The 25410-nt window shown below is 69.6% G+C and carries 20 protein-coding genes; 6 read left to right on the top strand and 14 right to left on the bottom strand.

What is annotated here, in order from left to right; all coding sequences use genetic code 11:
- Positions 1-1647 (bottom strand): AMP-binding protein, encoded by a 1647-nt coding sequence (locus AC07RV_RS42320; protein ID WP_296780329.1) that lies wholly within the window; start codon positions 1645-1647, stop codon positions 1-3.
- Between the two features lie 178 nt (positions 1648-1825).
- On the opposite strand from AC07RV_RS42320, the gene AC07RV_RS42315 reads away from it, so the two are divergent.
- Together AC07RV_RS42315 and AC07RV_RS42310 are read left to right on the top strand one after the other, a co-directional pair.
- Positions 1826-2497: a TetR/AcrR family transcriptional regulator gene (locus AC07RV_RS42315; RefSeq protein WP_444814358.1), complete on the top strand. Its 672-nt coding sequence runs from the start codon at positions 1826-1828 to the stop codon at positions 2495-2497.
- Positions 2498-2520: 23 nt separating this feature from the next.
- A complete protein-coding gene (locus tag AC07RV_RS42310; protein WP_296780334.1) occupies positions 2521-3780 on the top strand; it encodes a branched-chain amino acid ABC transporter substrate-binding protein in 1260 nt (419 codons plus the stop codon).
- Between the two features lie 4 nt (positions 3781-3784).
- Here AC07RV_RS42310 and AC07RV_RS42305 read toward each other — a convergent pair whose 3' ends face one another.
- The 3 genes from AC07RV_RS42305 to AC07RV_RS42295 are packed head-to-tail and all read right to left on the bottom strand — an operon-like array spanning position 3785 to position 7916.
- Entirely contained in the window at positions 3785-5524 is a 1740-nt protein-coding gene (locus AC07RV_RS42305; RefSeq protein ID WP_296780337.1) for an acetyl/propionyl/methylcrotonyl-CoA carboxylase subunit alpha, read from the bottom strand.
- A complete protein-coding gene (locus tag AC07RV_RS42300; protein ID WP_296780350.1) occupies positions 5521-7125 on the bottom strand; it encodes a 5-oxoprolinase subunit B/C family protein in 1605 nt (534 codons plus the stop codon). The genes AC07RV_RS42305 and AC07RV_RS42300 overlap by 4 nt, the downstream gene beginning before the upstream one ends.
- Positions 7125-7916: a LamB/YcsF family protein gene (locus AC07RV_RS42295; RefSeq protein ID WP_296780339.1), complete on the bottom strand. Its 792-nt coding sequence runs from the start codon at positions 7914-7916 to the stop codon at positions 7125-7127. The genes AC07RV_RS42300 and AC07RV_RS42295 overlap by 1 nt, the downstream gene beginning before the upstream one ends.
- 324 nt (positions 7917-8240) lie before the next feature.
- Between AC07RV_RS42295 and AC07RV_RS42290 the strand changes: the two genes are divergently transcribed.
- A complete protein-coding gene (locus AC07RV_RS42290; RefSeq protein WP_296780342.1) occupies positions 8241-8933 on the top strand; it encodes a GntR family transcriptional regulator in 693 nt (230 codons plus the stop codon).
- Between the two features lie 46 nt (positions 8934-8979).
- Here AC07RV_RS42290 and AC07RV_RS42285 read toward each other — a convergent pair whose 3' ends face one another.
- From AC07RV_RS42285 to AC07RV_RS42265, 5 genes are all read right to left on the bottom strand, one after another.
- Positions 8980-9177: a hypothetical protein gene (locus tag AC07RV_RS42285; protein ID WP_057594440.1), complete on the bottom strand. Its 198-nt coding sequence runs from the start codon at positions 9175-9177 to the stop codon at positions 8980-8982.
- 47 nt (positions 9178-9224) lie between these two features.
- A complete protein-coding gene (locus tag AC07RV_RS42280) occupies positions 9225-10742 on the bottom strand; it encodes a PA0049 C-terminal domain-containing protein (protein ID WP_296780344.1) in 1518 nt (505 codons plus the stop codon).
- Positions 10743-11241: 499 nt separating this feature from the next.
- Complete coding sequence (locus AC07RV_RS42275) at positions 11242-12543, bottom strand: TRAP transporter large permease (protein WP_492716137.1); 1302 nt, start codon at positions 12541-12543, stop codon at positions 11242-11244.
- Positions 12536-13042 (bottom strand): TRAP transporter small permease, encoded by a 507-nt coding sequence (locus tag AC07RV_RS42270; RefSeq protein ID WP_296787402.1) that lies wholly within the window; start codon positions 13040-13042, stop codon positions 12536-12538. The genes AC07RV_RS42275 and AC07RV_RS42270 overlap by 8 nt, the downstream gene beginning before the upstream one ends.
- Positions 13043-13111: 69 nt before the next feature.
- The gene (locus AC07RV_RS42265) at positions 13112-14080 is read right to left on the bottom strand and encodes a TRAP transporter substrate-binding protein (RefSeq protein ID WP_093354446.1); all 969 of its coding nucleotides are present in this window, start codon (positions 14078-14080) and stop codon (positions 13112-13114) included.
- Between the two features lie 366 nt (positions 14081-14446).
- Between AC07RV_RS42265 and AC07RV_RS42260 the strand changes: the two genes are divergently transcribed.
- Both AC07RV_RS42260 and AC07RV_RS42255 read left to right on the top strand, forming a co-directional pair.
- Entirely contained in the window at positions 14447-17662 is a 3216-nt protein-coding gene (locus AC07RV_RS42260) for a bifunctional cytochrome P450/NADPH--P450 reductase (protein WP_296787399.1), read from the top strand.
- Between the two features lie 150 nt (positions 17663-17812).
- A complete protein-coding gene (locus AC07RV_RS42255) occupies positions 17813-18577 on the top strand; it encodes a winged helix-turn-helix domain-containing protein (RefSeq protein ID WP_296787397.1) in 765 nt (254 codons plus the stop codon).
- 18 nt (positions 18578-18595) lie between these two features.
- On the opposite strand, the gene AC07RV_RS42250 is transcribed toward AC07RV_RS42255, so the two are convergent.
- The 5 genes from AC07RV_RS42250 to AC07RV_RS42230 all read right to left on the bottom strand — a co-directional run bounded on the left by AC07RV_RS42250 (position 18596) and on the right by AC07RV_RS42230 (position 23136).
- Positions 18596-19369, bottom strand: coding sequence for an esterase/lipase family protein (locus AC07RV_RS42250; protein WP_057594030.1), 774 nt, complete (start codon positions 19367-19369; stop codon positions 18596-18598).
- A 97-nt stretch (positions 19370-19466) separates the two neighbouring features.
- Entirely contained in the window at positions 19467-20102 is a 636-nt protein-coding gene (locus AC07RV_RS42245) for a TetR/AcrR family transcriptional regulator (RefSeq protein WP_057594029.1), read from the bottom strand.
- Between the two features lie 31 nt (positions 20103-20133).
- The gene (locus AC07RV_RS42240) at positions 20134-20658 is read right to left on the bottom strand and encodes a phasin family protein (RefSeq protein ID WP_296787395.1); all 525 of its coding nucleotides are present in this window, start codon (positions 20656-20658) and stop codon (positions 20134-20136) included.
- Positions 20659-20732: 74 nt separating this feature from the next.
- Positions 20733-21290, bottom strand: coding sequence for a hypothetical protein (locus AC07RV_RS42235; RefSeq protein WP_296787393.1), 558 nt, complete (start codon positions 21288-21290; stop codon positions 20733-20735).
- A 133-nt stretch (positions 21291-21423) separates the two neighbouring features.
- Positions 21424-23136: a WS/DGAT/MGAT family O-acyltransferase gene (locus tag AC07RV_RS42230; protein ID WP_296787391.1), complete on the bottom strand. Its 1713-nt coding sequence runs from the start codon at positions 23134-23136 to the stop codon at positions 21424-21426.
- Between the two features lie 206 nt (positions 23137-23342).
- Here AC07RV_RS42230 and AC07RV_RS42225 point away from each other — a divergent pair, with 206 nt between their 5' ends.
- Complete coding sequence (locus AC07RV_RS42225; RefSeq protein WP_296787389.1) at positions 23343-25400, top strand: prolyl oligopeptidase family serine peptidase; 2058 nt, start codon at positions 23343-23345, stop codon at positions 25398-25400.
- Positions 25401-25410 lie beyond the last annotated feature (10 nt).

Here is a 25410-nt window from a genome sequence, read left to right as displayed (position 1 = left end):
TCAGTTCTTGTCTTTGAGCAGCCGGCGCAGCACCTTGCCGGCGCCGGTGGTGGGCAATGCATCGATGAAGCTCACGAAGCGCGGCGCCTTGTAGCTCGCCATGTTCTCGCGCGACCAGGCGATCAGCGCCTCGGCCGCGATCCCGGCGCCGGGCCTGCGCACCACGAAGGCCTTGACCACCTCGCCCTTCTCGGGATCGGGCTGCGCGATCACCGCGGCCTGCGCCACCGCCGGATGCTTGATCAGGATGGTCTCGACCTCCTCGGGGAACACGCTGTAGCCCGAGACCTTGATCATCTCCTTGAAGCGGCCGATGAAGGTCAGGTAGCCATCGGCATCGAGCTTGCCCATGTCGCCGGTGTGCACCCAGCCGTCGCGCAGCGTGGCGGCCGTGGCCTCGGGCTTGTTCCAGTAGCCCTTGAAGGAGCCCGGGCTGGTCAGCACGATCTCGCCGACCTCGCCGGTGGGCATGTCGGCCTGCGTGTCGGTGTCGACGATGCGGATCGTCACCCCCGGCACCGCCACGCCCTGCGTGCCCCAGCGCGGCGCATGGCGCGGCGTGTAGGTGTCGCAGGTGTGGGTTTCGCTCAAGCCGTAGGCGGCCTCGAAGGAGGTGCAGTTCGGCGCATGCGAACGCCACTGCGCGGCCAGCGGCTCGGTGAAGGCGATGCCGAAGCTGGTGACCGGGTTCATGCGCAGGCTCGCGAGGTCGAAGCCCGCGATGTCGGGCAGCTGCATGCAGGCCACGTTCATCGGCGCGATGCTGTACCACCAGCTCACCTCGTGGCGCGCGATGGCCTGCAGCGCCGCGCGCGGATCGAAGCGGTGCAGCAGCACCGAGGCCGCGCCCGTGAGCACCGGCACGTTGACGCCCATCAGCATGCCGGCGATGTGATACAGCGGCGCGATCGACAGCAGCACGTCGTCGGGCCCGACGCCGTTGCAGTCGGCCGCGGCGCGGGTCTTGAACAGCGCGTTGCCGTAGCTGAGCATCGCGCCCTTGGGCAGGCCGGTGGTGCCCGAGGTGTAGGTCATCAGCGCGACGTCGTCCATGGCGATCGCCACCGGCCGCGGCTTCGCATCGGCGTTCATGACGGCAAGGAAGTCCTCGCAGCCCGCGGGCACCGTGCGTGCGGCGTTGCGCTCGGCCACGAGTTCGGCCGGCAGGTCGAGCGCGGGCGTCTCGGGCGTCTTGGGCAAGAGGTCGGCGTAGTGCACGACGAACACGTGTTCGAGCGCGCTCCCGGGCTTCACCTTCTCGACCACCGGCAGCAGCGGCGCGGCCGCGACGATCACGCGCGCCTTCAGGTCGTTGACCTGGTAGGCGAGCTCGTGCTCCTTGTTGAGCGGGCCGCTGGGGCAGACGATGGCGCCGATCTTCTGGATGCCGAAGTGCGCCACCAGGTACTGCGGGCAGTTGTTGAGGAACAGCACCACCGGCTCGCCCTTGCGCACGCCCAGGGCCTGCAGCCGCGCGGCGAAGGCGTCGCTCGCGCGGTCCAGTTCGCGCCAGCTCATCGCATGGCCGTACCAGTGGCAGGCCGGATGCTCGCCGCGCTCGCGCGCATGGGCGCGCAGGTAGTCGTGCAGCGGTTGTTGCGCGCGCGGCGGGAGCGCGCGCAGCAAGGGTTCGTCGGTTGTCTCCATGGCGTCACTTTCTCAGGGTTATCGATAGCCGCTCGCGCCTGGCGGGCGCTTGCCATCGCCGGATGGTGCACGAACAATCCTACCCATGGGTATAACTTCCGCGACACGGCACAAACCCTCTGGGCGCAAGGCGCGCGCGGAGCAGGACGATCCTCCCCGCGTGCCAGGCATGCAGGACATGCATGAGGCGCATGCGACAGAGGCCACGGCCCTCACGGCGCGCCCCGACCTGCCGCAGGGCACCGGCCGCCAGCGCGCCGCCACGCAGGGCACCGACCTGCAGCGCGAGCGCATCCTGCAGGCCGCCACGCAGCTGTTCGCGGCGCAGGGCTACGCCAACACCACCATGGCGCAGATCGTGCGCGCGCTCGGTGTCACGAAGCCCTTCGTCTACTACTACTTCCGCGACAAGCAGGAGATCTTCGAGACCATCTCCTGGCGCCCCGCGGTCGACTGCTTCACCGCGCTCGACTTCGCGGCCGACGATCCGCGCCGCGCGAGCGAGAAGGTGCTCGAGGGCATCGAACGGCTGATCCGCGCCACCGTCGCGCACCATCCGGCCGCCTTCTTCCCCTACCGCGAGCCGCAGGTCTACCGACCCGAATACCTGGCCGCGCAGAAGAAGCTCGCGCACCACTTCTACGACCTGCTGTGCCCGCTGCTCGAACAGGCGCGGCGCGACGGCGACCTCGATTTCGACGAGACCAAGATCACCGCGCTCGCGGCCTGCAGCCTGCCGGGCTTCCTCTACAGCTGGTACCGCCCGGGCGGACGGCTCTCGCCCGACGAAGTGGTGGCCGAGCTCACGAAGCTCGCGAGCCGCGTGATCGGGCTGCGCACCGGCCACTGACCACCCATCCCAGGAGACACACCATGAAGTTCCACCCGGCGCCCCTGGCGCGGATCGCGCTCGCCTGCCTGATCGCCACCGGTGCCGCCGGCGCCGCGCAGGCCCAGCAGACCTACAAGCTCGCCTACATCGATCCGCTCTCGGGCCCCTTCGCCAACGTCGGCGAGCTGATGCTGATGCACACGCAGTACGCGATCGAGGAGATCAACGCCAAGGGCGGCGTGCTCGGCGGCACGAAGCTGCAGCTGCTGCAGTTCGACAGCAAGCTCTCGGCGCAGGAGAGCCAGAGCGCGCTGCAGGCCGCGATCGACCAGGGCGCCAAGGCCATCGTGACCGGCGGCTCGGGCTCCTCGGTGGTGACGGCGCTGGTGCAGGCGGTGGCGCGCTGGAACCAGCGCAACCCGGGCAAGGAGCTGCTGGTGCTCAACCACTCGTCGATCGATCCCGAGATGACCGGCAAGGCCTGCAGCTTCTGGCACTTCCAGACCGAGGCCAACACGGCGATGAAGATGAAGGCGCTGGCCAACTACATCAAGAAGACGCCCGAGGTGAAGAAGGTCTATCTGCTGAACCAGGACTATGCGCACGGCAAGCAGTGGGCCAGCTACGGACGCCAGCTCGTGGGCCTGGCGCGGCCCGACATCCAGTTCGTCGGCGAGGCGCTGCATCCGATCGGCCGGGTCAAGGACTTCTCGCCCTACATCGCCAACATCAAGCAGAGCGGCGCCGACTCGGTCATCACCGGCAACTGGGGCCAGGACATGACGCTGCTGCTCAAGGCCGCGGGTGATGCCGGCTACGACCTGCGCTACTTCAACCACAGCGCGGGCTCGGTGCCGGGCACGGTCACGGCGGTGTCGCAGGCGAAGCTGGGCCAGCTGACCTGGGTCGCCGAATGGCATCCGGGCCAGGCCGGCACGCCGAAGGTCGATGCGCTGGCCAAGGCCTACAAGGCCAAGACCGGCAAGGACTTCCTCGCGCCGCGCATCGACATGACGCCGCGCCTGCTCGCGGCCGCGATCGAGAAGGCCGCGAGCACCGACACCGTGAAGGTGGCGCGCGCGCTCGAGGACCTGAGCTACGACTCGGTGGTCGGCCCCGTGCGCATGCGCGGCGAGGACCACCAGCTGCTGCTGCCGCAGGTGGTCAACACCATCGCGCCGGTCGACGGCAAGGCCGTGAAGCTGGGCTGGGAAGGCACGAACTACGGCTTCCGCACCGACGCGGTCTACAGCGGCAACGAACTGGCGCAGGGCACCGACTGCAAGATGGTCCGCCCCTGAACGCTCAGCCGATGCGCGCGATGGTCGTGCCCGCCACCACCGGCGCCGCGCCCGCGGCCAGCCGCGCGAGCCGGCCCGCGCGATGGGCCACGACCTGCACCTCCATCTTCATCGCCTCCATCACCGCGATCGGGTCGCCCTGCGCGACCAGCGCGCCCTCCTCCACGGTCCACGCCTGAAGCGTGCCGGTGATGGGCGCGGCCACGGCGGCGGGGTCGGAGGCCTCCTCGGGCGAAGACAACGACGATGGCGACGACGACGGCGCGGCGGGCCCATCGCCGATGCCGCGCAGCAGCGCCGGCGGCAGGCCCAGCGTCACGCGGCGGCCATCGATCTCCACCGCCGTGCGCAGCAGCGCGGCATCGCGCACGGGCTCGGCGCGCACGGCCGCGGCCAGCGGCTGCGCGAAGTCGGTCTCGATCCAGCGCGTGTGGACCTTGAAGCCGTCCTCGGCCACGAAGTCGGGCGCCTCGACCACGGCGCGGTGGAACGGCAGCACCGAGGCCACGCCCTCGATGCGGAACTCGCGCAGCGCGCGGCGCGCGCGCGCCATCGCCTGGGCGCGCGTGGCGCCGGTGACGACCAGCTTGGCCATCAGCGAATCGAAGCTGCCCGGCACGCTCGAGCCCGAGACCACGCCGGTGTCGACGCGCACGCCGGGCCCCGACGGCGGCTCGAACAGGCGCACCGGTCCGGGCGTGGGCAGGAAGCCGCGGCCCGGGTCCTCGGCATTGATGCGGAACTCGAAGGCATGGCCACGCGGCGTGGGTGTCTCGGCGATCGACAGCGGCAGCCCGTCGGCGATGCGCAGCTGCTCGACCACGAGGTCGATGCCGGTGGTTTCCTCGGTCACCGGATGCTCGACCTGCAGCCGCGTGTTGACCTCGAGAAAGGAGATCGCGCCCGTGGGCCCGAGCAGGAACTCGACCGTGCCGGCGCCGACATAGCCGGCGCGCGCGCAGATGTCGTGCGCGGCGCGATGGATGCGCTCGCGCTGCGCCTCGCTGAGGAAGGGCGCGGGCGCTTCCTCCACCAGCTTCTGGTTGCGCCGCTGCAGCGAGCAGTCGCGCGTGCCGAGCACCACGACGCGGCCGTGCGTGTCGGCGATCACCTGCGCCTCGACATGGCGCGGCCGGTCGAGGAACTGCTCGACGAAGCACTCGCCGCGGCCGAAGGCGGTGACGGCCTCGCGCACCGCCGATTCGTAGAGCTCGGCCACCTCGTCGAGCCGCCACGCGACCTTGAGGCCGCGGCCGCCGCCGCCGAAGGCCGCCTTGATCGCGATCGGCAGGCCGTGCGCCTCGGCGAAGGCCAGCACCTCCTGCGCGTCGCGCACCGGCGCCGGCGTGCCGGCCACCAGCGGCGCGCCGACCTCGAGCGCGATGCGGCGCGCCTGCACCTTGTCGCCCAGTGCCTCGATGGCCGACGGCGGCGGGCCGATCCAGCACAGGCCGGCCTCGATCACGGCGCGCGCGAAGGCCGCGCTCTCCGAGAGGAAGCCGTAGCCCGGATGCACCGCGTCGGCGCCGCTGCGCGCGGCCGCGGCCAGCAGCTTGTCGATGGCCAGGTAGGTGTCGGCCGGGCGCGTGCCCTCGAGCGCATGGGCCTCGTCGGCCACGCGCGTGTGCAGCGCATCGAAATCGGCGTCGGCATAGACGGCCACCGAGCGCACGCCGTAGTCGGCGCAGGCGTGCGCGATGCGCACGGCGATCTCGCCGCGGTTGGCGATCAGGACTTTCTTCATGGCGTGTCGGAGGAAGGAACGGGGAGGCAGTGCGCGTCGAAAGCGCGCACCGGGTTGAAACGCAGGCGCGCGCCGACCGGGATCTGGCCGGCGCGATCGAGGTGGTGGGTGGCGACGGCGCCGATCACCGGGTAGCCGCCGGTCAGCGGATGGTCGGCGAGGAACAGCACGGGCTGCCCGCTCGGCGGCACCTGGATCGCGCCGAGCGCGGTGCCCTCGCTGGGCAGCTCGGCGGTGTCGAGGCGCGCCAGCGGTGTCTCGCCCGCGAGCCGCAGGCCGACGCGGTTGGACTGCGGCGTGACGGTCCAGCGCTGGCTCGCGAGCAGCGCGACCGCCTCGGGGGTGAACCAGTCGGTGCGCGGACCCAGCACCACGTCGAGCACCACCTCCTCGTGCAGCGTCGGCAGCGCGGGCGGCGCCGCGTCGGGCAGGCCGACGATGGCGCCGCGCGCCACCGGCCGCAACACGAGACGATCGCCGGCGGCGATCGGCGGCGGGCCGATGTGCGCCAGCGTGTCGGTGGCGGCGCTGCCGAGCACGGGCGCGAGCTCGAAGCCGCCGCGCACCGCGAGGTAGCTGCGCAGGCCCGCGCGCGGTTCGCCGACCGTGAGGCTGTCGCCATCGGCCAGCGCGATCGCCTCGTGCGTGGGCACCGTCCAGCGCGCGCCGCCGGCGCTGCGCAGTTGCAGCGGCACGTCGGCACCCGCGAAGGCCACCACCGCATCGCCGTGGCAGCTGAAGCGGAAGCCCGCGCCGACGATCTCGATGCAGGCTGCGTCGCTGGCATTGCCCACGAGGCGGTTGGCCGCGCGCAGCGCGCCGCGGTCCATCGCGCCCGAGGCCGAGACGCCCTGGCCCGCGAGCCCGTGGCGGCCCAGGTCCTGGAACAGCGCCTGCAGGCCGGTGGCATGGACCTCGAGGGCCGGCCCTGCGTGCGTGGCCGATGGCGCCGGGGCCGGAACGGGTGGTGCGATGGCTGGCACGGCCTGCCCCGAGACATCGACGAAGCGCACCGTGTAGCCCGGCTGCAGCAGCGCCGGCTGCGCGCGGCCCAGGTCCCACATCGGCGTGGCGGTCACGCCGATGAGCTGCCAGCCGCCGGGGCTGGCCTGCGGATAGACGCCGCTGAAGCGCCCCGCGAGCGCGACCGCGCCGGCCGGGATGCGGGTGCGCGGCGTGGCGCGGCGCGGCACGTCGAGGCTGGGGTGGCCGCCGCTCAGGTAGGCGAAGCCCGGCGCGAAGCCGGTGAAGGCCACGGTGTAGTCATGGCCGGTGTGGCGGCGGATCACCTCCTCGCGCGCGAGGCCCAGGTGCCGCGCGACCTCGTCGAGGTCCTCGCCGTCGTAGTCGACCGGGATCTCGATGCGCCGGCCCGCGCGCTCGACCGTGCCGTCGAGGCGGCGCTCGCCGATGCGCCGCACGAGCGCCTCGTGCGTGACCGCGCCGGGGCGGAAGCGGACCAGGATCGTGCGCGCGGCCGGCACCAGTTCCTCGATGCCCTCGATCGGCTCGGCCTGCAGCGAGGCCAGCAGCGCGAGCGTCTGCGCGAGGTCGTCGAGCTCGACCAGCAGCGCGTCGAGGTTGACCGGCAGGAAACGCATCATCGCGGCGCTCCCGCCGGCTCGTCTTCCTCGCGCGCGAAGGCCCGCACCGCGACGCCCGCATGCTCGAAGGCGGCGCGCACCTCGCGCGCCATCGCCACCGCGCCCGGGCTGTCGCCATGCACGCAGACCGAATCGGCCTGCAGGCGCAGCGTGCTGCCGTCGATGGCCTCGACCTCGCCATGCGTGGCCAGCCGCAGCATGCGCCGCGCCACCGCCTGCGCGTCGTGCAGCACCGCGCCCGGCTCGCTGCGCGGCACCAGCGTGCCGTCGGCGCGGTAGGCGCGGTCCGCATAGGCCTCGGAGACGGTGCGCAGCCCGCTCGCGCGCGCCCAGCCGAGCAGCGGCGAACCGGCGAGGCCGACCAGCCAGAGCCGGTCGTCGATCGCGCGGAGGGCGGCGATCACGTCGCGCGCCTGCCGCTCGTCGTGCGCGATGGCGTTGTAGAGCGCGCCGTGCGGCTTGACGTAGCGCACCGAGGTGCCTGCGGCGCGGGCCAGGCCCTGCAGGGCGCCAATCTGGTAGATCACGTCGGCCACGAGCTCGGCGCTGCCCATTGCCATCGCGCGGCGACCGAAGCCCGCGAGGTCGGGATAGGACACATGGGCGCCGACCGCCACGCCATGGGCCTTGGCATGGCGCAGCGTGTCGAGGATGCCGGCCGCGTCGCCGGCATGGAAGCCGCAGGCCACGTTGGCGCTGCTCACGATGCCGAGCATCGCCGCGTCGTCGCCCATGCGCCAGGCGCCGAAGCTCTCGCCCAGGTCGCTGTTGAGATCCAGCGCGCTCATTGGAATACCTTCGTGCTTCGCACCGCGGTGCGAGCTTGCTTGGGGCGGCCCGGCGCGGCGCTCACGCTGCGGTGCCCGACAGAAGGGCACGCCGGGCCGGGCGCGGGAGGGAGGGCTTCGGAAGGCGCATGAAGAACATGGGATCGACTCGAATCTGGCCGTTTTGTTGGAACGAAGTTTATTTGATTGTTGAACAATTCAATCAATCAGTTGAGCAATATGCATGCCGACTCACAGGGGCAAACCCTGATTCCATGCACCGGGCGCTGCGGCGCGAGGAACGGAATCTGCTACAACCCCTCACCCCTGAAATCCCCCATCCGCATGACCTCCGCCGCTTCCGAACCGCTGACTCCCCCTGCCCAGGCCTTGAGCGAACGCATGGCCGAAGCCTTGCGGCAGAAGATCACGCAGGGCGAGTTCATGCCCGGCGAACGCCTGTCCGAGCAGTCGCTGAGCGAGAGCCTCGGCATCTCGCGCAACACGCTGCGCGAGGTGTTCCGCATGCTCGCCAAGGACGGCCTCGTGAAGCACGCGCCGAACCGCGGCGTGTTCGTGGTCATCCCGAGCATCGCGTCGATCATCGACATCTACCGCGTGCGCCGCCTGATCGAGTGCCAGGCACTCGCGCAGGCCTACCCGCGCCATCCCGCGAAGAAGAAGATGCGCGAGGCGGTCGAGACCGCGAAGAGCTGCCGCGACAGCGGCGACTGGCTCGGCGTGGGCACGGCGAACATGGCCTTCCACATGGCCGTGGTCGAACTCGCCGACAGCGAGCGGCTCAACCAGCTCTTCGGTTCGGTGCTGGCCGAACTGCGGCTGGCCTTCGGCCTGCTGCGCGACGCCGAGTTTCTGCATGCGCCCTACGTCGAGATGAACACCAGCATCCTCGAGCTCGCGGAGGCCGGCGAATTCGCCCGCGCCGCCGCGGCGCTCAACGACTACCTGGTGCATTCCGAACGCATCGTGCTCGCGGTGTACGCGCGGCACATCAACGATTCGGGCTGGAGCGTCTAGGTCCGACGCGCGCCGCGCCAGGAAGCGCGGCGCGGCTCTGTCGAGCTCAGCCCGGCAGGCGGATCTTGCAGTTCGGGTCCTCGTAGGGGCCCGATTGCTTGGTCCACTTGTCGGCGGGCATGTCGGGCTCGCAGACGGTCTTGCCCGTGCTGTTGTTCTTCCAGAGGTAGTACTCGCTGGGCTGCGCCATGGCGAGGCCGGCCAGCAGCAGCGAGGCGGCGGCGAGGGTGAGCTTGAGTTTCATGGTGATGCTTTCGTGTGTTCGTGAAGATAAGCGAATGCCGTGCCCCGTCACTTGAGGTTGTTGCCGATCACCACCAGCAGCTTCTTCGTCTGCGCGACGATCGCCGTGCGGTAGGCCTCGAAACGGGCGTCGGTCATGGCGTTGTCGTCGGGCACTCCGCCGGTGGCGGCGGTGAAGAAGTTCGTCATCACCGGCACGTGGATATGGCCCGCCGGGATGTCGAGCTTGAAGGTATCGCGCAGCAGCGTGTTGCGGTAGGCGCTCTCGTTCGACAGGTAGTTGCCGCCGCCGCCGGACTGCGCGCAGGCGGTGGCTGGCGGGGCCTTCACCAGCGAGGGGTCGGGCATGGCGTTCATCACGCCGTTCGAAGCCACGGAGGTACCCGCCTCGTTGTCGCAGTCCGCGAAGTACGCGTAGTTGGTGTGCCAGGTCACGTCGAAGCCGTCGGTGCCCTCGCTCGTGGCACCCGGCGGACGCGCAACGCCGGCGCCCGTCTTGCCGGTCACCATCGCGGCGATCGGCAGCGACGAGGTGGTGAACTGCGGCGGTGCTTCCTTGAGCCAGGCACTGATGGCGTCGTAGCCAAGCCAGCGGGACTGCGGGTTGGTGTCGCAGCCCGAGCCCGGCATCGAGATCGGCGCGGTGTTCGGCACGGTGATGGTGCCGATCGGCAGCACGTACTTCGGCAGCCTGTTGCCGACCGGGCAATAGATGATGCCGTCGTTGCCCGCCGAGGGACCGTGGTAGCGGGCGTTCCATTGCTCGAGGTTGAAGACGTTGGCGCTGCCCTGGCTCATGGTGATCGAGGCATCGACGCGCTTCGGCCCGGCCTTGAACCACGGGCCCAGCGTGTCCTCCTGCATGCCCGCGTGGAACGGGTCGTAGCTCACCGGCAGCACGTAGCTCTCCACGTGCAGCACGCTGCCGTCGTCGAGCGTGATCTCGCGGCCGTCCATCTCGAGCGCCGTGGCGCCCGAGGGGTTGCCGTTGCGCAGGCCGGTGTTGGGCGTGCCCAGCGCGCCGAGCGTGAAGGTATCGAAGCCGCTCACGATCATGCGGCGGTACTTGCCGCCACTCGGTGCATTGCCTTCGGGCAGTTCGATGTCGTACTGGCCGCGCGAGGCGCGCTCGAACTCCCACTGCAGCGAGGCCTTCTGCGCATCCGAGAGCGCGAACTCGGGCGCCCACTGGCGCAGCACCTTGGTCATCTGCACGCGGGCCCAGTACAGCATCCGGTCGTCGCTGTTGGGCAACTGGCTGCCCGCGGGCGAGGCGCGACGCCCCTGCACCCGGTCGACGGCCGCGCGCCACAGGGCCGCGCCCTCCGACTTGACGAGCGTCACCGCGGCGTCATAGCCGGCGACGCTGGTGCGGCCATCGCTGCCGCACAGCTTGGCCGAGAAGTTCGGCGCGAACTGGTCGAAGCCGGTGTCCTTCACGATGCGGTCGGCCAGCGGCCGCTCGTCGATGCCCACCACGGAGGCGGTGCTGTAGGGCAGCGGCGTCGCGAGCCGGCGCTCTTCGTAGGCAAGCTTGGCACTGGCATCCCAGCTGCATTTGGTCATGGAAGACGGTGGCGGATTGCCCGTGGCGGGCGGAACGATGGAGACGACGCTGTCCCCTCCTCCACCACCGCCGCACGCGGCAACCACGGCTGCAACGAGGACCGAAACGGCCGAAAGCTTCATTCTGTGTCGTGTCAACATGATTCGATTTCCTTCTGAAAACTGTCCGGGCATGGCGCACTGCGGCGCCTTCTCATTCCCTGGTCGTTCTGCGATGGGTCGTCGATGGCTTTCTCGATGGCAATCCCTCCGGCCTGGCCGCACCGCGCGGCGGTACGTGAAACAGACTCCCTTTTGCGTTGCACTTGTTTTTTTGGGGGGCACGGGACGAGCGCGTCCCGCACGCCGCCCCGGGGGCGGGTGCTCGTCGCGGAGCGCGAGGAATCAGGACGCGGGGAACGCGGGCGGCGCGCGCTCCGCCGCGTGCAGCTGCGCGACGCGCGGTCGCCTGTGGCCGGTGCGCGGTTGCGAGGAACGGTGCATGGCGTGCGTCAGCCGATCAGGGCGTCATCTGCAGCGGCAGCCAGGTCACGAGCTGCGGCACGAAGTAGATGAGCAGCACCGCGGCCACCATCAGGAAGAACATCGGCAGCGTCACGCGCGCGATGTACAGCAGGTCCCTGCCGGTCATGCCCTGCAGCACGAACAGGTTGAAGCCCACCGGCGGCGTGATCTGCGCCATCTCGACCACCAGCACGATGAAGATGCCGAACCAGATCGGATCGATGCCCGCCGCGGTCACGGTCGGCATGATCACGCCCATGGTCAGCACCACCATCGAGATGCCGTCGAGGAAGCAGCCCAGCACGATGTAGAACAGCGCGAGCATCACCACCAGCTGGAACTTCGACAGGCCCAGCGAGCCGATCCATTCGGCCAGGTGGCGCGGCAGGCCGATGTAGCCCATGGCCAGCGTGAGGAAGGCCGCGCCCGCGAGGATCAGCGCCATCATGCAGTACAGGCGCGTGGCGCCCAGCAGCGCTTCCTTGAAGGTGGTCCAGCTCAGCGCCCCCTGCGAGGCCGCGATGATCAGCGCGCCGACCACGCCGACGGCCGCCGCCTCGGTGGCCGTGGCGATGCCGGCGTAGATCGAGCCCAGCACGCCGAGGATCAGCAGCGCCACCGGGATCAGCGACATCGAGGCCTTGAGCTTCTCGGCGAAAGGCAGCTTCGCGTCCGCGGGCGGCACGCGCTCGGGATGGCGCAGGGCCCAGAACGCGATGTAGCCCGAGAACAGCAGCGCCAGCAGGATGCCCGGCACGATGCCCGCGATGAACAGCCGCGCGATCGACACGTCGGCGCTGACGCCGTAGACGATCATGATGATCGACGGCGGGATCAGCAGCCCCAGCGTGCCCGCGCCGGCCAGCGTGCCGATCACCATGTCGTCGGGATAGCCGCGTCGCTTGAGCTCGGGCAGGCTCATCTTGCCGATGGTGGCGCAGGTCGCCGCGCTCGAGCCCGAGACGGCCGCGAAGATCGCGCAGCCCACCACGTTGGTGTGCAGCAGCCGGCCCGGCAGGGCCTGCATCCAGGGCGCGAGGCCCTTGAACATGTCCTGCGACAGCCGCGTGCGGAACAGGATCTCGCCCATCCATACGAACAGCGGCAGCGCGGTGAGCGTCCAGCCCGAGGCCGAGCCCCAGATGGTGACGGCCATCGCGTCGCCCGCGGGGCGCGAGGAGAAGACCTGCATTGCGATCCATGCGACGCCCGAGAGCGTGAGGCCGATCCACACGCCGCTGCCCAGGATCAGGAACAGCGAGAGGATCAGCAAGCCGGCGATGGCGATGTCACTCATGGCGCAAGGCCTCCCCGTCGGCGCGTTGCGGCCGGCCGTTCCATTCGATGAAGAACTCGTCCACCGCCGCGACGGCGAACACCAGCGCGCCGAGCGCCATCGACAGCTGCGGAATCCACAGCGGCGTGGCGTCGTTGCTGGTCGAGATGTCGTGGAAAGCCCAGGACTGCCACACCAGCCGCACGCAGTAGAAGGCGAACAGCACCGCCAGCAGCGCGCCGGCGCCCATGGCCCAGCGCTCGAGCCAACGGCGCACGCCGGCGCCGAGGCTGGAGAGCACCAGCGTCACGCGGATGTGCTCGCCGCGCTTGAGCGTGTGGGCCAGCGCCAGGAAGCCGCTGGCCGCCATCATGTAGCCCGCGTAAGCATCGATGCCGGGCACGTTGAAGTTCAGTTGCCGGCCGAGGATGGACAGCAGCACCATCACCAGCAAGGCAAACAGGAAGAACGCGGCCAGGGCGGCGGCGCTGTCGTAGAGGAAGTCCAGGGACCTGCGCATCGAGGCTGCCCCGGAGGCCGGGACACTCGCCTGCATGGTGTTCGCATTCATCGGTGCAGCCGCGCGCGCTCACATCTTCCGGTAGGCGTCGACCACGGCCTGGCCCTCGGGGCCGGCCTTCTCGACCCATTCCTTGAGCATCGTGTCGCCGACCTTCTTGAGGTCGTTCTTGAGCTGCTCGGACGGCGCGAGCACGGTCATGCCGTTCTTCTTGAGCAGGTCGAGGTACTCGACGTTCTTCCTCTTCGACAGCTCCCAGCCGCGCTTCTCGGCCTCGGCCGCGGCCTTCAGCAGGCCTTCCTGCACGGGCTTGTCCAGCGCTTCGAAGGCCTTCTTGTTCACCAGCACCGCGTTCTTCGGCAACCAGGCCTGGGTGTCGTAGAAGTTCTTGATGTACTCGTAGGTCTTGGTGTCGTAGCCGGTCGAGCCCGAGGACATGTACGACTCGATCACGCCGGTGGCCATGGCCTGCGAGAGCTCGGCCTGCTGCACGGTCACGGCCTGCGCGCCGACCAGTTCGCCGATGCGCGCGGTGGCAGGGCTGTAGGCGCGCCACTTCACGCCCTTGAGGTCGGCGGCCGAGGCGATCGGCTTCTTCACGAAGATGCCCTGCGGCGGCCAGGCCACCGTGTAGAGCAGCTGGATGCCCTGCTCGGCGAGCTTCTTGTCGAGCACGGGCTTCTGCGCCTGGTAGAGCTTCCAGGCCGCGTCGTAGCTGTCGGCCAGGAAGGGGATGCCGTCGGTGCCGAAGACCTGCCATTCGTTCTGGAAATTGACCAGCAGGATCTCGCCGAGCTGCGCCTGGCCGCCCTGCACCGCGCGCTTGATCTCGGGCGCCTTGAACAGCGAGGCGTTCGAATGCACGGTGATCTTGAGCTTGCCGCCGGTCGCCGTGTCGACCTCCTTGGCGAACTGCGCGATGTTCTCGGTGTGGAAGTTGTTGGACGGATAGGCGGTGGGCAGATCCCACTTGGTCTGCGCGAGCGCGGAGGCGGCCAGGCAGGAAAGCGCGACGGCGGCAAGAGACGTTCGGAACATGAAAAAAGATCCTCCAGGAAGTGGCATGGCCGGGTTGATGGAAAACGGTGCGGCGTGATCCGGGCGCAGTCCCCCGGCCTGCACATCCCGATGCAAGCCCCGTGCCAAATAGATGAACAATTTCAAACTACCAAGGCATGCCGTTCACACGAATTGTTGAACAATGCTAGTGCGCATGCCCAACAATGATGCATGCTGAAAACCCGAATACGTGCGCAAGGGATGCCGCGGCGCTTCGGCCGCGGCCCTGACATTTGCTAAGGGAAACCCCGTCCTGCCGCCGGGGGAGCCGCTTCGATACTCCAGTGGTCGTTCCCCCTCGGCGCGCCCCGCGGCCGTCTCCCGCAGAAGCACAACATCCAGACCATGGCAGGCAAGAACTCGCTCCACCCGATCCCCCATCCCGCCAAGAAGCCCTTCGTGGGCAACCTGCTGTCGATCGGCTCCGACTCCCCGGTGCTGGACATGTGGAAGATCGCCCAGGAGCTCGGCGGCATCTACTGGCTGGACATGCCGGGCATGCCGGTGATCGTGGTGTCGTCGCCCGCGCTGGTCGACGAACTCTGCGAGGAGGCGCGCTTCGACAAGAGCACGCGCGGCGCGCTGCGCCGGCTGCGCGCCGCCTCGCACGGCCTGTTCACCTCCGACACCCACGAGGAGACCTGGTCGAAGCCGCACAACATCCTCTTGGCCAACTTCAGCCAGCGCGCGATGCAGGCCTACCACCCCATGATGCTGGACATCGCGGGGCAGCTCGTGACCAAGTGGGAGCGGCTGAACTTCGACGAGGAGGTCGACGTGGTGCGCGACATGACCGCGCTCACGCTCGACACCATCGGCCTGTGCGGCTTCGGCTACCGCTTCAATTCCTTCTACCGCGAGGGCTTCCATCCCTTCGTCGACGCGATGGTGCGCACGCTCGAGACGGTGCAGAACCGGCGCGGCCTGCCGCTCGAGGAGCTGATGCTCAAGAAGGAGCTGGCGCAGCAGCGCAAGGACATCCGCTACATGCACAAGATGGTGGAGGACATCATCGAGGAGCGGCGCGCGAGCGGTGCCGACATCGCGACCAAGCCCGACCTGCTGAGCTACATGATCGCGGGCGTGGACAAGAAGAGCGGCGAGCAGCTCACCGACAAGATGATCCGCGACGAGTGCATCGAATTCCTCATCGCGGGCCACGAGACCACCAGCGGCCTGCTCTCGTTCGCCATCTACTTCCTGCTGAAGAACCCCGAGGCGCTGGCCAAGGCGCAGGCCGAGGTCGACAACGTGTTCGGGCCCGACACCTCGCTCAAGCCCACCTACGCGCAGGTCAACCGGCTGCAGTACGTGATGCAGGTGCTCAAGGAGTCGCTGCGCATGTTCCCGACCGCGCCCGCGATCTCGATGCGCGCGAAGGAAGACACCCAGATCGGCGGCCAGTACACGATCAAGAAGAACAACATGGTCATCATGCATGCGCTGGCGCTGCATCGCGACAAGGGCATCTGGGGCGAGAACGCCGACCAGTTCGATCCCGACAACTTCAGCCGCGAGGCCGAGCGCGAGCGGCCGGTCAACGCCTTCAAGCCCTTCGGCAACGGCCAGCGCGCCTGCATCGGGCGCCAGTTCGCGCTGCAGGAGGCGGTGCTGACCTTGGGCATGATCCTGCAGCGCTTCACCCTGGTGGACCACACCGGCTACAAGCTCAAGATCAAGGAAGCGCTGACCATCAAGCCCGAGGGCTTCAGGATCAAGGCGCTGCTGCGCGACCCCGCGACGCGCCCGCGCGGCAACATCAACGACGCGGCGGCCGCGCCGGTGCAGCCCGTGCAACCGGCGGCGCGCAAGCCGCAGGCCGCGCGCCACGGCACCTCGCTGCTGGTGCTGCAGGGCTCCAACCTCGGCACCGCCGAGGACCTGGCGCGCCAGCTCGCCGAGGCCGGCGAGGCGCGCGGCTTCTCGACCCAGCTGGCCTCGCTCGACGACTACGCCGAGCGGCTGCCGGCCAACGGCGCCGTGGCCATCGTCTGCGCCTCGTACAACGGCGTGGCGCCCGACAACGCGGCCGAGTTCCACCGCTGGCTCGACAAGGCCGACGACGCGCTCAACGGCGTGCGCTTCAGCGTGTTCGGCTGCGGCAACACCGACTGGGCCGCCACCTACCAGGCGGTGCCGCGGCGCATCGACGAGCGACTCGAGGCGCTGGGCGCCACGCGCGTGCATCCGCGCGGCGAGGGCGATGCGCGCGAGGACATGGACGGCGCCTTCCAGGACTGGAGCGACGCGCTGTGGCCCGAGCTGGTGAAGGCCTTCGACATCAAGACCGGTGCCGACACGCCCGCGCAGAGCGAACCGCTCTACACGCTCGAGGAGCTGCCGCCGCCGCAGAACAACGCCATCGTCGACGCGCTGGGCGCGGTGGCGCTGCGCGTGATCGAGAACCGCGAGCTGCAGCACGCCGGCGGCGAGGCCGGCCGTTCCACGCGCCACGTCGAGCTGATGCTGCCCGAGGGCCTGGTCTACCGCGCCGGCGACCACCTGAGCGTGGTGCCGCGCAACAGCCCGAAGCAGGTCGAGCGCACGATGGCGCGCTTCGGCTTCGACCGCACGGCCCATGTGCGGCTGCATGCGATCGCGGGCCGCAAGCCAGCGCTGCCGGTCGAGCAGGTGATTGCGGTCGACCGCCTGCTGGGCGACTACGTCGAGCTGCAGGACGTGGCCACGCGCAAGCAGATCGCCACGCTCGCGGCCTACACCGAATGCCCGTTCACCAAGCCGAAGCTGGTGGCGTTGTCGGGCAGCGACGAGGCCTCGCAGGCGGCCTACAAGGCCGAGGTGCTGCACAAGCGCAAGTCGTTGCTCGACCTGCTCGAGGAGCACCGTGCCTGCCAGGTGCCGTTCGCCGTGTTCCTCGAGATGCTGTCGCCGCTGTCGCCGCGCTACTACTCGATCTCCTCCTCGCCGACGATGACGCCCGGCAAGTGCAGCGTGACGGTGGGCGTGGTCAGCGGCCCGGCCAAGTCGGGCCTCGGCACCTTCGAGGGCGTGTGCTCCAACTTCCTGGCGCGCGCCGAGGCCGGCGACACGGTGCACGGCGTGGTGCGCGAGACCACGGCCGAGGGCTTCCGCCTGCCCGAGGACACGCAGCGCCCGCTGATCATGATCGGCCCGGGCACCGGGCTGGCGCCGTTCCGCGGCTTCCTGCAGGAGCGCGCGGCGCAGGCCGAGGCCGGCACCGCGCTCGGCGAGGCGCTGCTGTTCTTCGGCTGCCGCCATCCCGAGCAGGACTTCATCTATGCCGAGGAGCTTAAGGCCTGGTCGCACCGTGGCCTGATGAAGCTGCACACCGCCTTCTCGCGCGCGGGCGAGCGCAAGGTCTACGTGCAGGACCTGATCCGCGAACAGGCGGTGCAGGTGTGGGCGCTGCTCGAAGCCGGCGCCGTGGTCTACGTCTGCGGCGACGGCTCGCGCATGGAGCCCGACGTGCGGCGCGCACTGTCCGACATCGCGCGCGAGCACGGCCAGGACAGCGCCGCCTGGATGGACCGGATGATCGCGGACCAGCGCTACGTGCTCGACGTCTGGGCCGGCAGCTGACGCGCCCGTCGCCGCGCGAAAAAAGTTGGAGCAATTGGACTAACTTTCCGCCGGTTCTGGTTTTTCACGCCTAGACCCTCCCGCCGAAGATCGGCCTCTCGCGAGATCCACGGGATCCGCGATCCGATCAACAACCGGGAGGCATGGCGAATGCTCAGGGCAGACGAACCGCTGCGCGCGGCGGTGGTGGACGGCGATGCCGTCCGGGGCGCGGCGCTCGCGCAGCGCATGGCGCGGCGCGGCTACGGCGCGATGCCGTTCCACGGCGCCACCGGCCTGCTCAAGGCATTGCAGGGCGGCTGGCGCTTCGACCTGCTGCTGCTCCATCCCGAACACGAAACCGCCTGGGCCGACCTCTCGGCCGCCTGCCGGCTGCAGCGCATGCCGATGCTGCTGCTCGCCGAGGACTCGGCCTGGCGTACGCCGCCCGCGGTCGAGGCGCTGTGCCATGGCCACGGCCTGGTCGACTTCGCGCCGCTGCCGCTGGCCGACCACGAACTCGAATGGCGCCTGCGCGCCCTGCTGTCGCGCTCGCGCACGCCGGCGCGGCCGAGCGCCGAAGCGCAGGAACTGGTCTGCGGCGACTACCGCTTTCTCAGGGACGAACGGCTGGTGCTGCGGCGCGGGCGCGAGGTGCGCCTCGATCCGCGCGAGTTCGACCTGGCGCTGATGCTGTTCCGCCACCTGGGCCAGCTGCTGACGCGCGAGTTCCTCTGGATCGCGCTGTGGAAGCGGCCGCCGCACGAGGGCGCCCGCGCGCTCAACATCGCCGCGGCGAGCGTGCGCAAGAAGCTGGCGCTGCAGGAGGATGGCGGGCTGGTGCTGCGCGCCGCCTACGGGCGCGGCTACATGCTGCAGGAAGTGCGCTCGCAGGCGGAGTTCGCCTGCGAGCCGGCCGGCTACGCCGAGGCCTGAAGGCCCCGGCGGCGCACTTCAGTTCTGACGATCGGGATCGGGATAGACCAGCGGCCCCAGCAGGCCGCGGTTGAACGGCTTCCAGCCGCCCTCGGGCTGCGACAGCCGGTCGGCCAGCGCATAGAGCACCGCGGGGTGCGCACCCAGGCCCAGGTGGCTCGCGATGACCTCGATGTTCTCGGACTTCGGTCCGGTCTTCTCGATGCTGCAGCGCCAGGCCACGACGCCGTCGGTGCGGCTGAAGATCGAGGTGGTGGGCACCGAGGGCGTGGGCTGCACGAACTTCATGCGGCGCGGGTCGTGCGAGCTCTGGCCGCTCACGCCTTCGTAGACGCGCCAGGCATTGGTGGCGCGCGGGCTGCCCGAGAACGGGCTGCCCAGCGTGACCACGCTGCGCACCACACCGGGATGGGCCGACGCCAGCAGCCGCGCATACACGCCGCCCAGGCTCCAGCCGACCAGGCTGACCTTCTGGCCGCTGTCGTCGTGCAGCTTGTGCAGCAGCTCGACCATGCCGTCCTCCACGCCTTCGCGCGGACCGAAGTTGCGGCCCAGGCCCCAGCCGTGCGCGTCGTAGCCGCGGCTCGCGAGATAACGGCGCAGCACCAGCGTGGAGGCATCGCCGGCCACCAGGCCCGGCAGCACCAGCACCGGATGGCCGTCGCCGCGCGGCGTGAGCTGCAGCAGCGGCCACATGGCGAGGCCCGCGCCGGTTTCCCAGAGCGCGCGGCCTTCGGCCAGCAGCAGCAGGCGCGAAGGCGGCGAGATGTGTTCACGGGTGGCGGTGGTCATGAGCGGGTCCTTTCTTGCGTGTCTCTGCGCTTCTGTTGGTTCTTCGTTGCCAGTCTCGGGTTCCGCCGCGAGGCCCCCCGTCGGACGGTGTCGTCTGTTATCCGAGGTATTTCGCCCTCAGGTAATCGAGGTAAGCCCTCGATTCGCCCGAAACATAAGGAGAAACCAGGGTCAGCGTGTAAAAAGCCGCCAATCCCGGATCGGCCTGCGCCAGCGCGTCACGGCCCGGCACCAGCCGTTCGAACGACAGCCAGCAGGTGGTGGTGAACACCATCTGCAGCGCCAGGATGCGCGCCTGCTCGGCGCTCGTTTCGATCACGCCCGAGGCCACCAGCCCTTCGCACAGCGACTGGGCCGCCAGCAGGTTCTGCGCGGTCAGGGCCTGCGCGCGCTGGCCCAGCACCGGGTACTCGCTCGCGAGGAAGGCCATGTCGCGGTAGATGAAGCGGTACTCGTTGATCGCCTCGAAGCGCAGGTGCAGCGCAAGCCACAGGTCGTCGATGGCCGCGATGCCGGCCGAGGAGCCGTTGAGCGATTCGAGCCGCTGCTCGAAGCGCCGGAACAGCCACTCCACGATCAGCTGCTTGGCCTTGAAGTGGTAGTGCAGGTTGCCCGGGCTCATGCCGAGCTCGGCCGCGATCTTGTGGGTGGACACCGCCGCGAGCCCCTGCGCGTTGAACAGCGCGAGGCTGGTCAGCAGGATGCGGTCGCGCGTGGTGTTGGAGCCGGCCACTGGCGGATCTTGCGGGTCGTTCGGGAATCGATCAGCGCTTGCCGCCGCGCGCGGCCTGCTCGAGGCGGTCGAGCCGCTCGGCGAGCGCCGCGATCTGCGACTGCAGCGCCTGCACCTCCTCGGCCGTGGGCATGCCCAGGCGCTGCAGCGCGGTGGCCACGCGCTGGTCGAACACGTCCTCGAACTTGCGGATGCCGAAGCTGTCGAGGCCCGGGAAGCCGCGCGTCAGCACGGCCTTGGCGCCGCTCGCTTCCTCGCCGCCCTTGCCGCCGATGCCCAGCAGGCCCTCGATCACGTTGGTGACGCTGGCCTGCCGCTTGGCGACGTCGTTGCGCACGGTGTCGAGCGCCTTGAGGCCGGCGCGCAGCAGGCCTTCGCCGGAGGACGCGGGCTTGGTGCCCGTACCCGCCGTACCCGCCGTGCCTGTCTTGGCCTTGGCGGCGCTGCGCTTGCGCGGCGCCGCGGCCTTCTTCGCGGCGGTCCTGGCGCCGGCGGTCTTCTTCGCGGGCGTCGCCTTCTTCTTCAGTTCTGCGGGTTCATCGCGGCGGGTCGCCATGCATCACTCCAGGGGAACTCGGTACCTTCGAAGGTACCGCAAAAGAAAAAGGCGCCCGAAGGCGCCTGCGGAACTCAGGCCGCCTTGCGGGCGGCAGCGCGGCGAACCGGCTTCTTGACCGCGGCGGCCTTGGCCTTCACGGTGCGCACGGGCTTGGCTTCCTCGCTGCCCGCGACGCGGACTTCGATCTGCTTGGCACCGGCGGCGATGCGGTCGGCGATCTGCACCGACACGGTCGCGAAGGGCTGGTTCACGGCCGACAGCGCGTTGATCACCGAGGTGGCGACCGGCGACTCGACCTGAGCCACGCGGTTGGCAACCGATTCGATACCGCTGGTGGTGCCGGTGGCGACACGGTCCATCACCGAGACGATGCGGCCGGTGTCGATCTCGAGGCGGTTGGCCAGGAAGCCGTTGACCTTGGCTTGCGCGCCGATCAGGTTGGCCTTGATCTTGTCGTTCACCAGCGGCAGCTCGCGCTGGCCGAGGAAGTCGCTGTAGCGCGAGGCGGCGCCGTCGAGCAGGCGCTGCACGCCGGTGCGGTAGGCACCGACCAGGGTCTTGCCGGCGTCGTTGTACTGGCCGATGACGTGGACGGCGGCGGAAGCGATGGAGGTTTGCGAGGTGGACATGGGTTGTTCCTGGAAGTTGATCGGTCGCGGGATTCGCGATGGGGTGATCTTCTTCCCAAGGGCCTAGGCCTGGAAAACTAGAAGCGTCGGAAAACTAGTCCAACTGCCCCAATTTTCCGGACCCGGGCGGTCCTCAAGCGGCGGCGGCCGCGGCACGTGGCGCGCTCTTGCGCGCGGGGGCCTTTCGGGCGGGGGTCTTGGCAGCGGGCTTCGGCGCGGCCTTGGCGGGGGTCTTGGTGGCCGCCTTGGTTGCAGTCTTGGCCGCCACCTTCTTCGCTGGCGCCTTCGTGGCCGCCGGCACCGGCGTCTTCTTCGCCGCGGCCTTGCGCGCCGGAGCCTTCTTCGCAGGTGCCTTGGCCGCGGGTTCCGCATCGGCAGGCGCCTCGACGACGGCCGCGGGCTTCGGCGCCGGTGCACCGGCCACCGACGGATGCTTCTGCGTCAGCTCCATCAGCAGCTTGTGCTCGGCCAGCAGGTAGTCGCCGATCTCGGTGATGTCGGGCACGGCGCGGCGGCAGGCGATCAGGCCGTAGTCCATGCGGCCGTTGTAGCTCTGCACCGTGACGTTGAGCGCGGTGCCGTGGCTCGCGATCGACACCGGGTAGTAGCAGGTGACCAGCGCGCCCGCGAAGTACATCGGGAACGGCGCGCCCGCCACGTTGGAGATCGCCACGTTGGCGGCCGGCGGCAGCATGTTGACCAGGCCCGAGCGCCCCACCATCGAGGCGATGCCCGACACCAGCCAGGGCGCGGCGAAGGTCGGGAAGTCGTCGAGGATCACGGCCTTGAAGCGGTTCATGGTCGACTTCGAGGAGGTCGACGAGGCATTGATGGCCTTGAGCCGCTGCAGCGGATCGGTGATGTCGGTGGCCAGGCTCACGAGGATCATGCTGGCCTGGTTGTTGGCCGTGTCGTCGCCGGCCTCGCGCAGGCTCACGGGCACGCCCGCCACCAGCGGCTTGGCCGGCAGCTCGTTGTTGTCGGCCAGGTAGTGGCGCAGCGCGCCGGCCACCGTGGCCATCACCACGTCGTTGAGCGACACGCCGAAGTGCTTGGCGATGTACTTGGTCTCGGCCAGCGAGATGGTGCGGCCCGCGAAGGTGCGCTGGTTGGTGATCGAGACGTTGAGCGAGGTGCGCGGCGCGAACAGGTTGAACTTCTTCGGCGCCGTGGTCGTGAGCTTCTCGGCCGCCTTCTCGTCGGGCTTGGCCAGCCCGCTGATGGCACGCACGATGGCCGGCGCCATCTTGAACAGCTTGACGTACTGCTGCGCCGTGTTGCGCAGCGCGGCGCTCGCGAGTTCGGCCATGCCGAGCTGGTAGCCGCTGTTGCGCGGGCGCGAGCGCGGCGGCTTCACCACGCGGCCCGTGGCCTCGAGGTCGAAGATGGCCTTGCCCACTTCCACGCCGGCCTGGCCGTCGATGCCCGCGTGGTGCACCTTGGTGTAGAGCGCGACCTGGCCGCTCTTGAGGCCATCGATGATGTAGAACTCCCACATCGGCCGGCTGCGGTCGATCAGCGAGGAATGCAGCCGCGCGACGTACTGCTGCAACTGGCGATTGGTGCCGGGCCGCGGCAGCGAGATGTGGCGCACGTGGTAGTCGAGGTCGATGTCGTCGTCCTCCACCCACACCGGGTTCGTCATGTCGAAGGGCATCAGCGCGAGCTTGCGCGTGAACACGTCGGCCAGGTGGATGCGGCTGGCCATGAACTGCTTGGCGTCCTCGTAGAAGTCGCCCTTGTAGCCCTTGGGCAGGTCGAGCACGTTGAGCGAGCCCACGTGCATCGGCATCTCCGGTGTTTCCAGATGCAGGAAGGTGGCATCGAGACCGCTCAGGTGTTTCATGTGTTGTGTCTCCTAGGTCGGGGAATGCCGTCGCATTCGGCTTCGGCAGGATACCGTGCGGCCGCTGCGCCGGGGGGCCGCGCCCTTCAGTGTTTCCACCGGGGAGCGCACCCGGGTTTGCCCCGAGCGATGTTCTGGGACCGGCCGCGGGTAATGCGAAAGTCCATGGATCGATGTGCGTCACGGTGCGTTCGTACACTGTGTCCATGACCTCTTCCCCCCGCCCGCAAGCGCAAGACCAAGACCCCTTCCTCTGGCTCGAGGACATCGACGGCACGCAGTCCCTCGACTGGGCCAAGGCCCGCAACGCCGAGACGGTGCAGCGCCACGCGCAGTCGGCGCGCTTCAAGCAGATCGAGCAGGGCCTGCTCGAGGTGCTCGACTCCGACGACCGCATTCCGATGGTCTACAAGGCCGGCGAGCTGTTCTACAACTTCTGGCGCGACAAGGCCCATCCCAAGGGCCTGTGGCGGCGCACCACGCTCGAGGAGTACCGCAAGCCGCAGCCGGCCTGGGAGACGGTGCTCGACCTCGACGCGCTGGCCGCGGCCGAGGGCGAGAACTGGGTCTGGCACGGCGCCGACTGGCTCTACCCCGGCTATGGCCGCTGCCTGCTGTCGCTCTCGCGCGGCGGCGCCGATGCCGACGTGGTGCGCGAGTTCGACCCGGTGCGCAAGGCCTTCGTCGAGGGCGGCTTCGCGCTGCCGGAAGCCAAGAACACCGTGGCCTGGAAGGACATCGACCACCTCTACGTGGCCACCGACTTCGGCCCGGGCTCGATGACCACCTCGAGCTATCCGCGCATCGTGAAGGAGTGGAAGCGCGGCACGCCGCTGGCCGAGGCCGTCACGGTCTACGAGGCCGACACCGAGGACCTCTCGGCCTCGGGCTGGCGCGACGCCACGCCGGGCTTCGAGCGCGACTTCGTCTCGCGCGCCATCGACTTCTACGACAGCGAGACCTGGGTGCGCGCGGCCGACGGCACGCTCGCCAAGATCGACGTGCCCGACGACGCGGTGACCGACATCACGCGCGAATGGCTGCTGATCGAGCCGCGCAGCGACTGGGAGGTGGGCGGCGCGAGCTACAAGGCCGGCTCGCTGCTGGCTGCGAACTTCGACGACTACATGGCCGGCGCGCGCGAACTCACGCTGTTGTTCGAACCCACCGACACCAGCGCGCTCGACAGCCATTCATGGACGCGTCATCACCTGATCGTGAACGCGATGCACGACGTGGTGAACCGCATCGAGGTGCTCACGCCACCGGCCGACGGCAAGGGCCCGTGGCAACGCGAGAGCCTGGGCGGCGCGCCCGCGCTGTCGACTATCGCGGCCGGTGCCATCGACGAGGACGAGAGCGACGACTACTTCCTCACCGTGAGCGGCTTCCTGCAGCCGACCACGCTCTACATCGGCACCCTGGGCCAGGGCGAGGCCGAGCCGCTCAAGCACAGCCCGGGCTTCTTCGACGCCTCGCGCTACACGGTCAGCCAGCACTTCGCGCGCTCGCAGGACGGCACGCGCGTGCCCTACTTCGAGATCGCGCCCAGGGACCTGGTGGCCAATGGCCGCAACCCGACCCTGCAGTACGCCTACGGCGGCTTCGAGATCTCGCTCACGCCCAGCTACAGCGGCGGCATCGGCCGCGCCTGGCTCGAGCAGGGCGGCGTGTACGTGGTGGCCAACATCCGCGGCGGCGGCGAGTACGGCCCGCGCTGGCACCAGGCCGCGCTGCAGCAGAACCGCCTGCGCAGCAGCGAGGACTTCGCGGCCGTGTCCGAGGACCTGATCGCGCGCGGCATCACCTCGCCCGCGCACCTGGGCGCCATGGGCGGCAGCAACGGCGGCCTGCTGATGGGCAACATGCTCACGCGCCATCCGGCGCTCTACGGCGCGATCGTGAGCGAGGTGGCGCTGCTCGACATGCGCCGCTACACGCAGCTGTCGGCCGGCGCCTCGTGGATCGCCGAGTACGGCGACCCCGAAGTGCCCGAGGAGTGGGAATGGATCCGCCACTTCTCGCCTTACGAGAACGCGAAGCCCGACGCCATGTACCCGCCCTCGCTGTTCACCACCTCGACGCGCGACGACCGCGTGGGCCCGGTGCATGCGCGCAAGATGCATGCGAAGCTGGCCGCGCAGGGCCACGACACGGCCTTCTACGAGAACCTCGAGGGCGGCCACAGCGCGGCCTCGGACAACAAGCAGTCCGCCTTCATGGACGCGCTGGGCTACGCCTACCTGTGGGACCACATCGGCTGAGCGGCGGCGC

It is taken from the genome of Variovorax sp. GW821-FHT09B01, assembly GCF_059418345.1.
The sequence above is the reverse complement of the archived record's forward strand: the minus strand, read 5'-3'. Positions and strand labels throughout refer to the sequence as shown.

Bases quoted from the DNA above. Each gene is read 5' to 3' on its own strand.
- AC07RV_RS42320 (WP_296780329.1), bottom strand. From the start codon at position 1,647: ATGGAGACAACCGACGAACCCTTGCTGCGCGCGCTCCCGCCGCGCGCG.
- AC07RV_RS42315 (WP_444814358.1), top strand. From the start codon at position 1,826: ATGCATGAGGCGCATGCGACAGAGGCCACGGCCCTCACGGCGCGCCCC.
- AC07RV_RS42310 (WP_296780334.1), top strand. From the start codon at position 2,521: ATGAAGTTCCACCCGGCGCCCCTGGCGCGGATCGCGCTCGCCTGCCTG.
- AC07RV_RS42305 (WP_296780337.1), bottom strand. From the start codon at position 5,524: ATGAAGAAAGTCCTGATCGCCAACCGCGGCGAGATCGCCGTGCGCATC.
- AC07RV_RS42300 (WP_296780350.1), bottom strand. From the start codon at position 7,125: ATGCGTTTCCTGCCGGTCAACCTCGACGCGCTGCTGGTCGAGCTCGAC.
- AC07RV_RS42295 (WP_296780339.1), bottom strand. From the start codon at position 7,916: ATGAGCGCGCTGGATCTCAACAGCGACCTGGGCGAGAGCTTCGGCGCC.
- AC07RV_RS42290 (WP_296780342.1), top strand. From the start codon at position 8,241: ATGACCTCCGCCGCTTCCGAACCGCTGACTCCCCCTGCCCAGGCCTTG.
- AC07RV_RS42285 (WP_057594440.1), bottom strand. From the start codon at position 9,177: ATGAAACTCAAGCTCACCCTCGCCGCCGCCTCGCTGCTGCTGGCCGGC.
- AC07RV_RS42280 (WP_296780344.1), bottom strand. From the start codon at position 10,742: ATGACCAAATGCAGCTGGGATGCCAGTGCCAAGCTTGCCTACGAAGAG.
- AC07RV_RS42275 (WP_492716137.1), bottom strand. From the start codon at position 12,543: ATGAGTGACATCGCCATCGCCGGCTTGCTGATCCTCTCGCTGTTCCTG.
- AC07RV_RS42270 (WP_296787402.1), bottom strand. From the start codon at position 13,042: ATGCGCAGGTCCCTGGACTTCCTCTACGACAGCGCCGCCGCCCTGGCC.
- AC07RV_RS42265 (WP_093354446.1), bottom strand. From the start codon at position 14,080: ATGTTCCGAACGTCTCTTGCCGCCGTCGCGCTTTCCTGCCTGGCCGCC.
- AC07RV_RS42260 (WP_296787399.1), top strand. From the start codon at position 14,447: ATGGCAGGCAAGAACTCGCTCCACCCGATCCCCCATCCCGCCAAGAAG.
- AC07RV_RS42255 (WP_296787397.1), top strand. From the start codon at position 17,813: ATGCTCAGGGCAGACGAACCGCTGCGCGCGGCGGTGGTGGACGGCGAT.
- AC07RV_RS42250 (WP_057594030.1), bottom strand. From the start codon at position 19,369: ATGACCACCGCCACCCGTGAACACATCTCGCCGCCTTCGCGCCTGCTG.
- AC07RV_RS42240 (WP_296787395.1), bottom strand. From the start codon at position 20,658: ATGGCGACCCGCCGCGATGAACCCGCAGAACTGAAGAAGAAGGCGACG.
- AC07RV_RS42235 (WP_296787393.1), bottom strand. From the start codon at position 21,290: ATGTCCACCTCGCAAACCTCCATCGCTTCCGCCGCCGTCCACGTCATC.
- AC07RV_RS42230 (WP_296787391.1), bottom strand. From the start codon at position 23,136: ATGAAACACCTGAGCGGTCTCGATGCCACCTTCCTGCATCTGGAAACA.
- AC07RV_RS42225 (WP_296787389.1), top strand. From the start codon at position 23,343: ATGACCTCTTCCCCCCGCCCGCAAGCGCAAGACCAAGACCCCTTCCTC.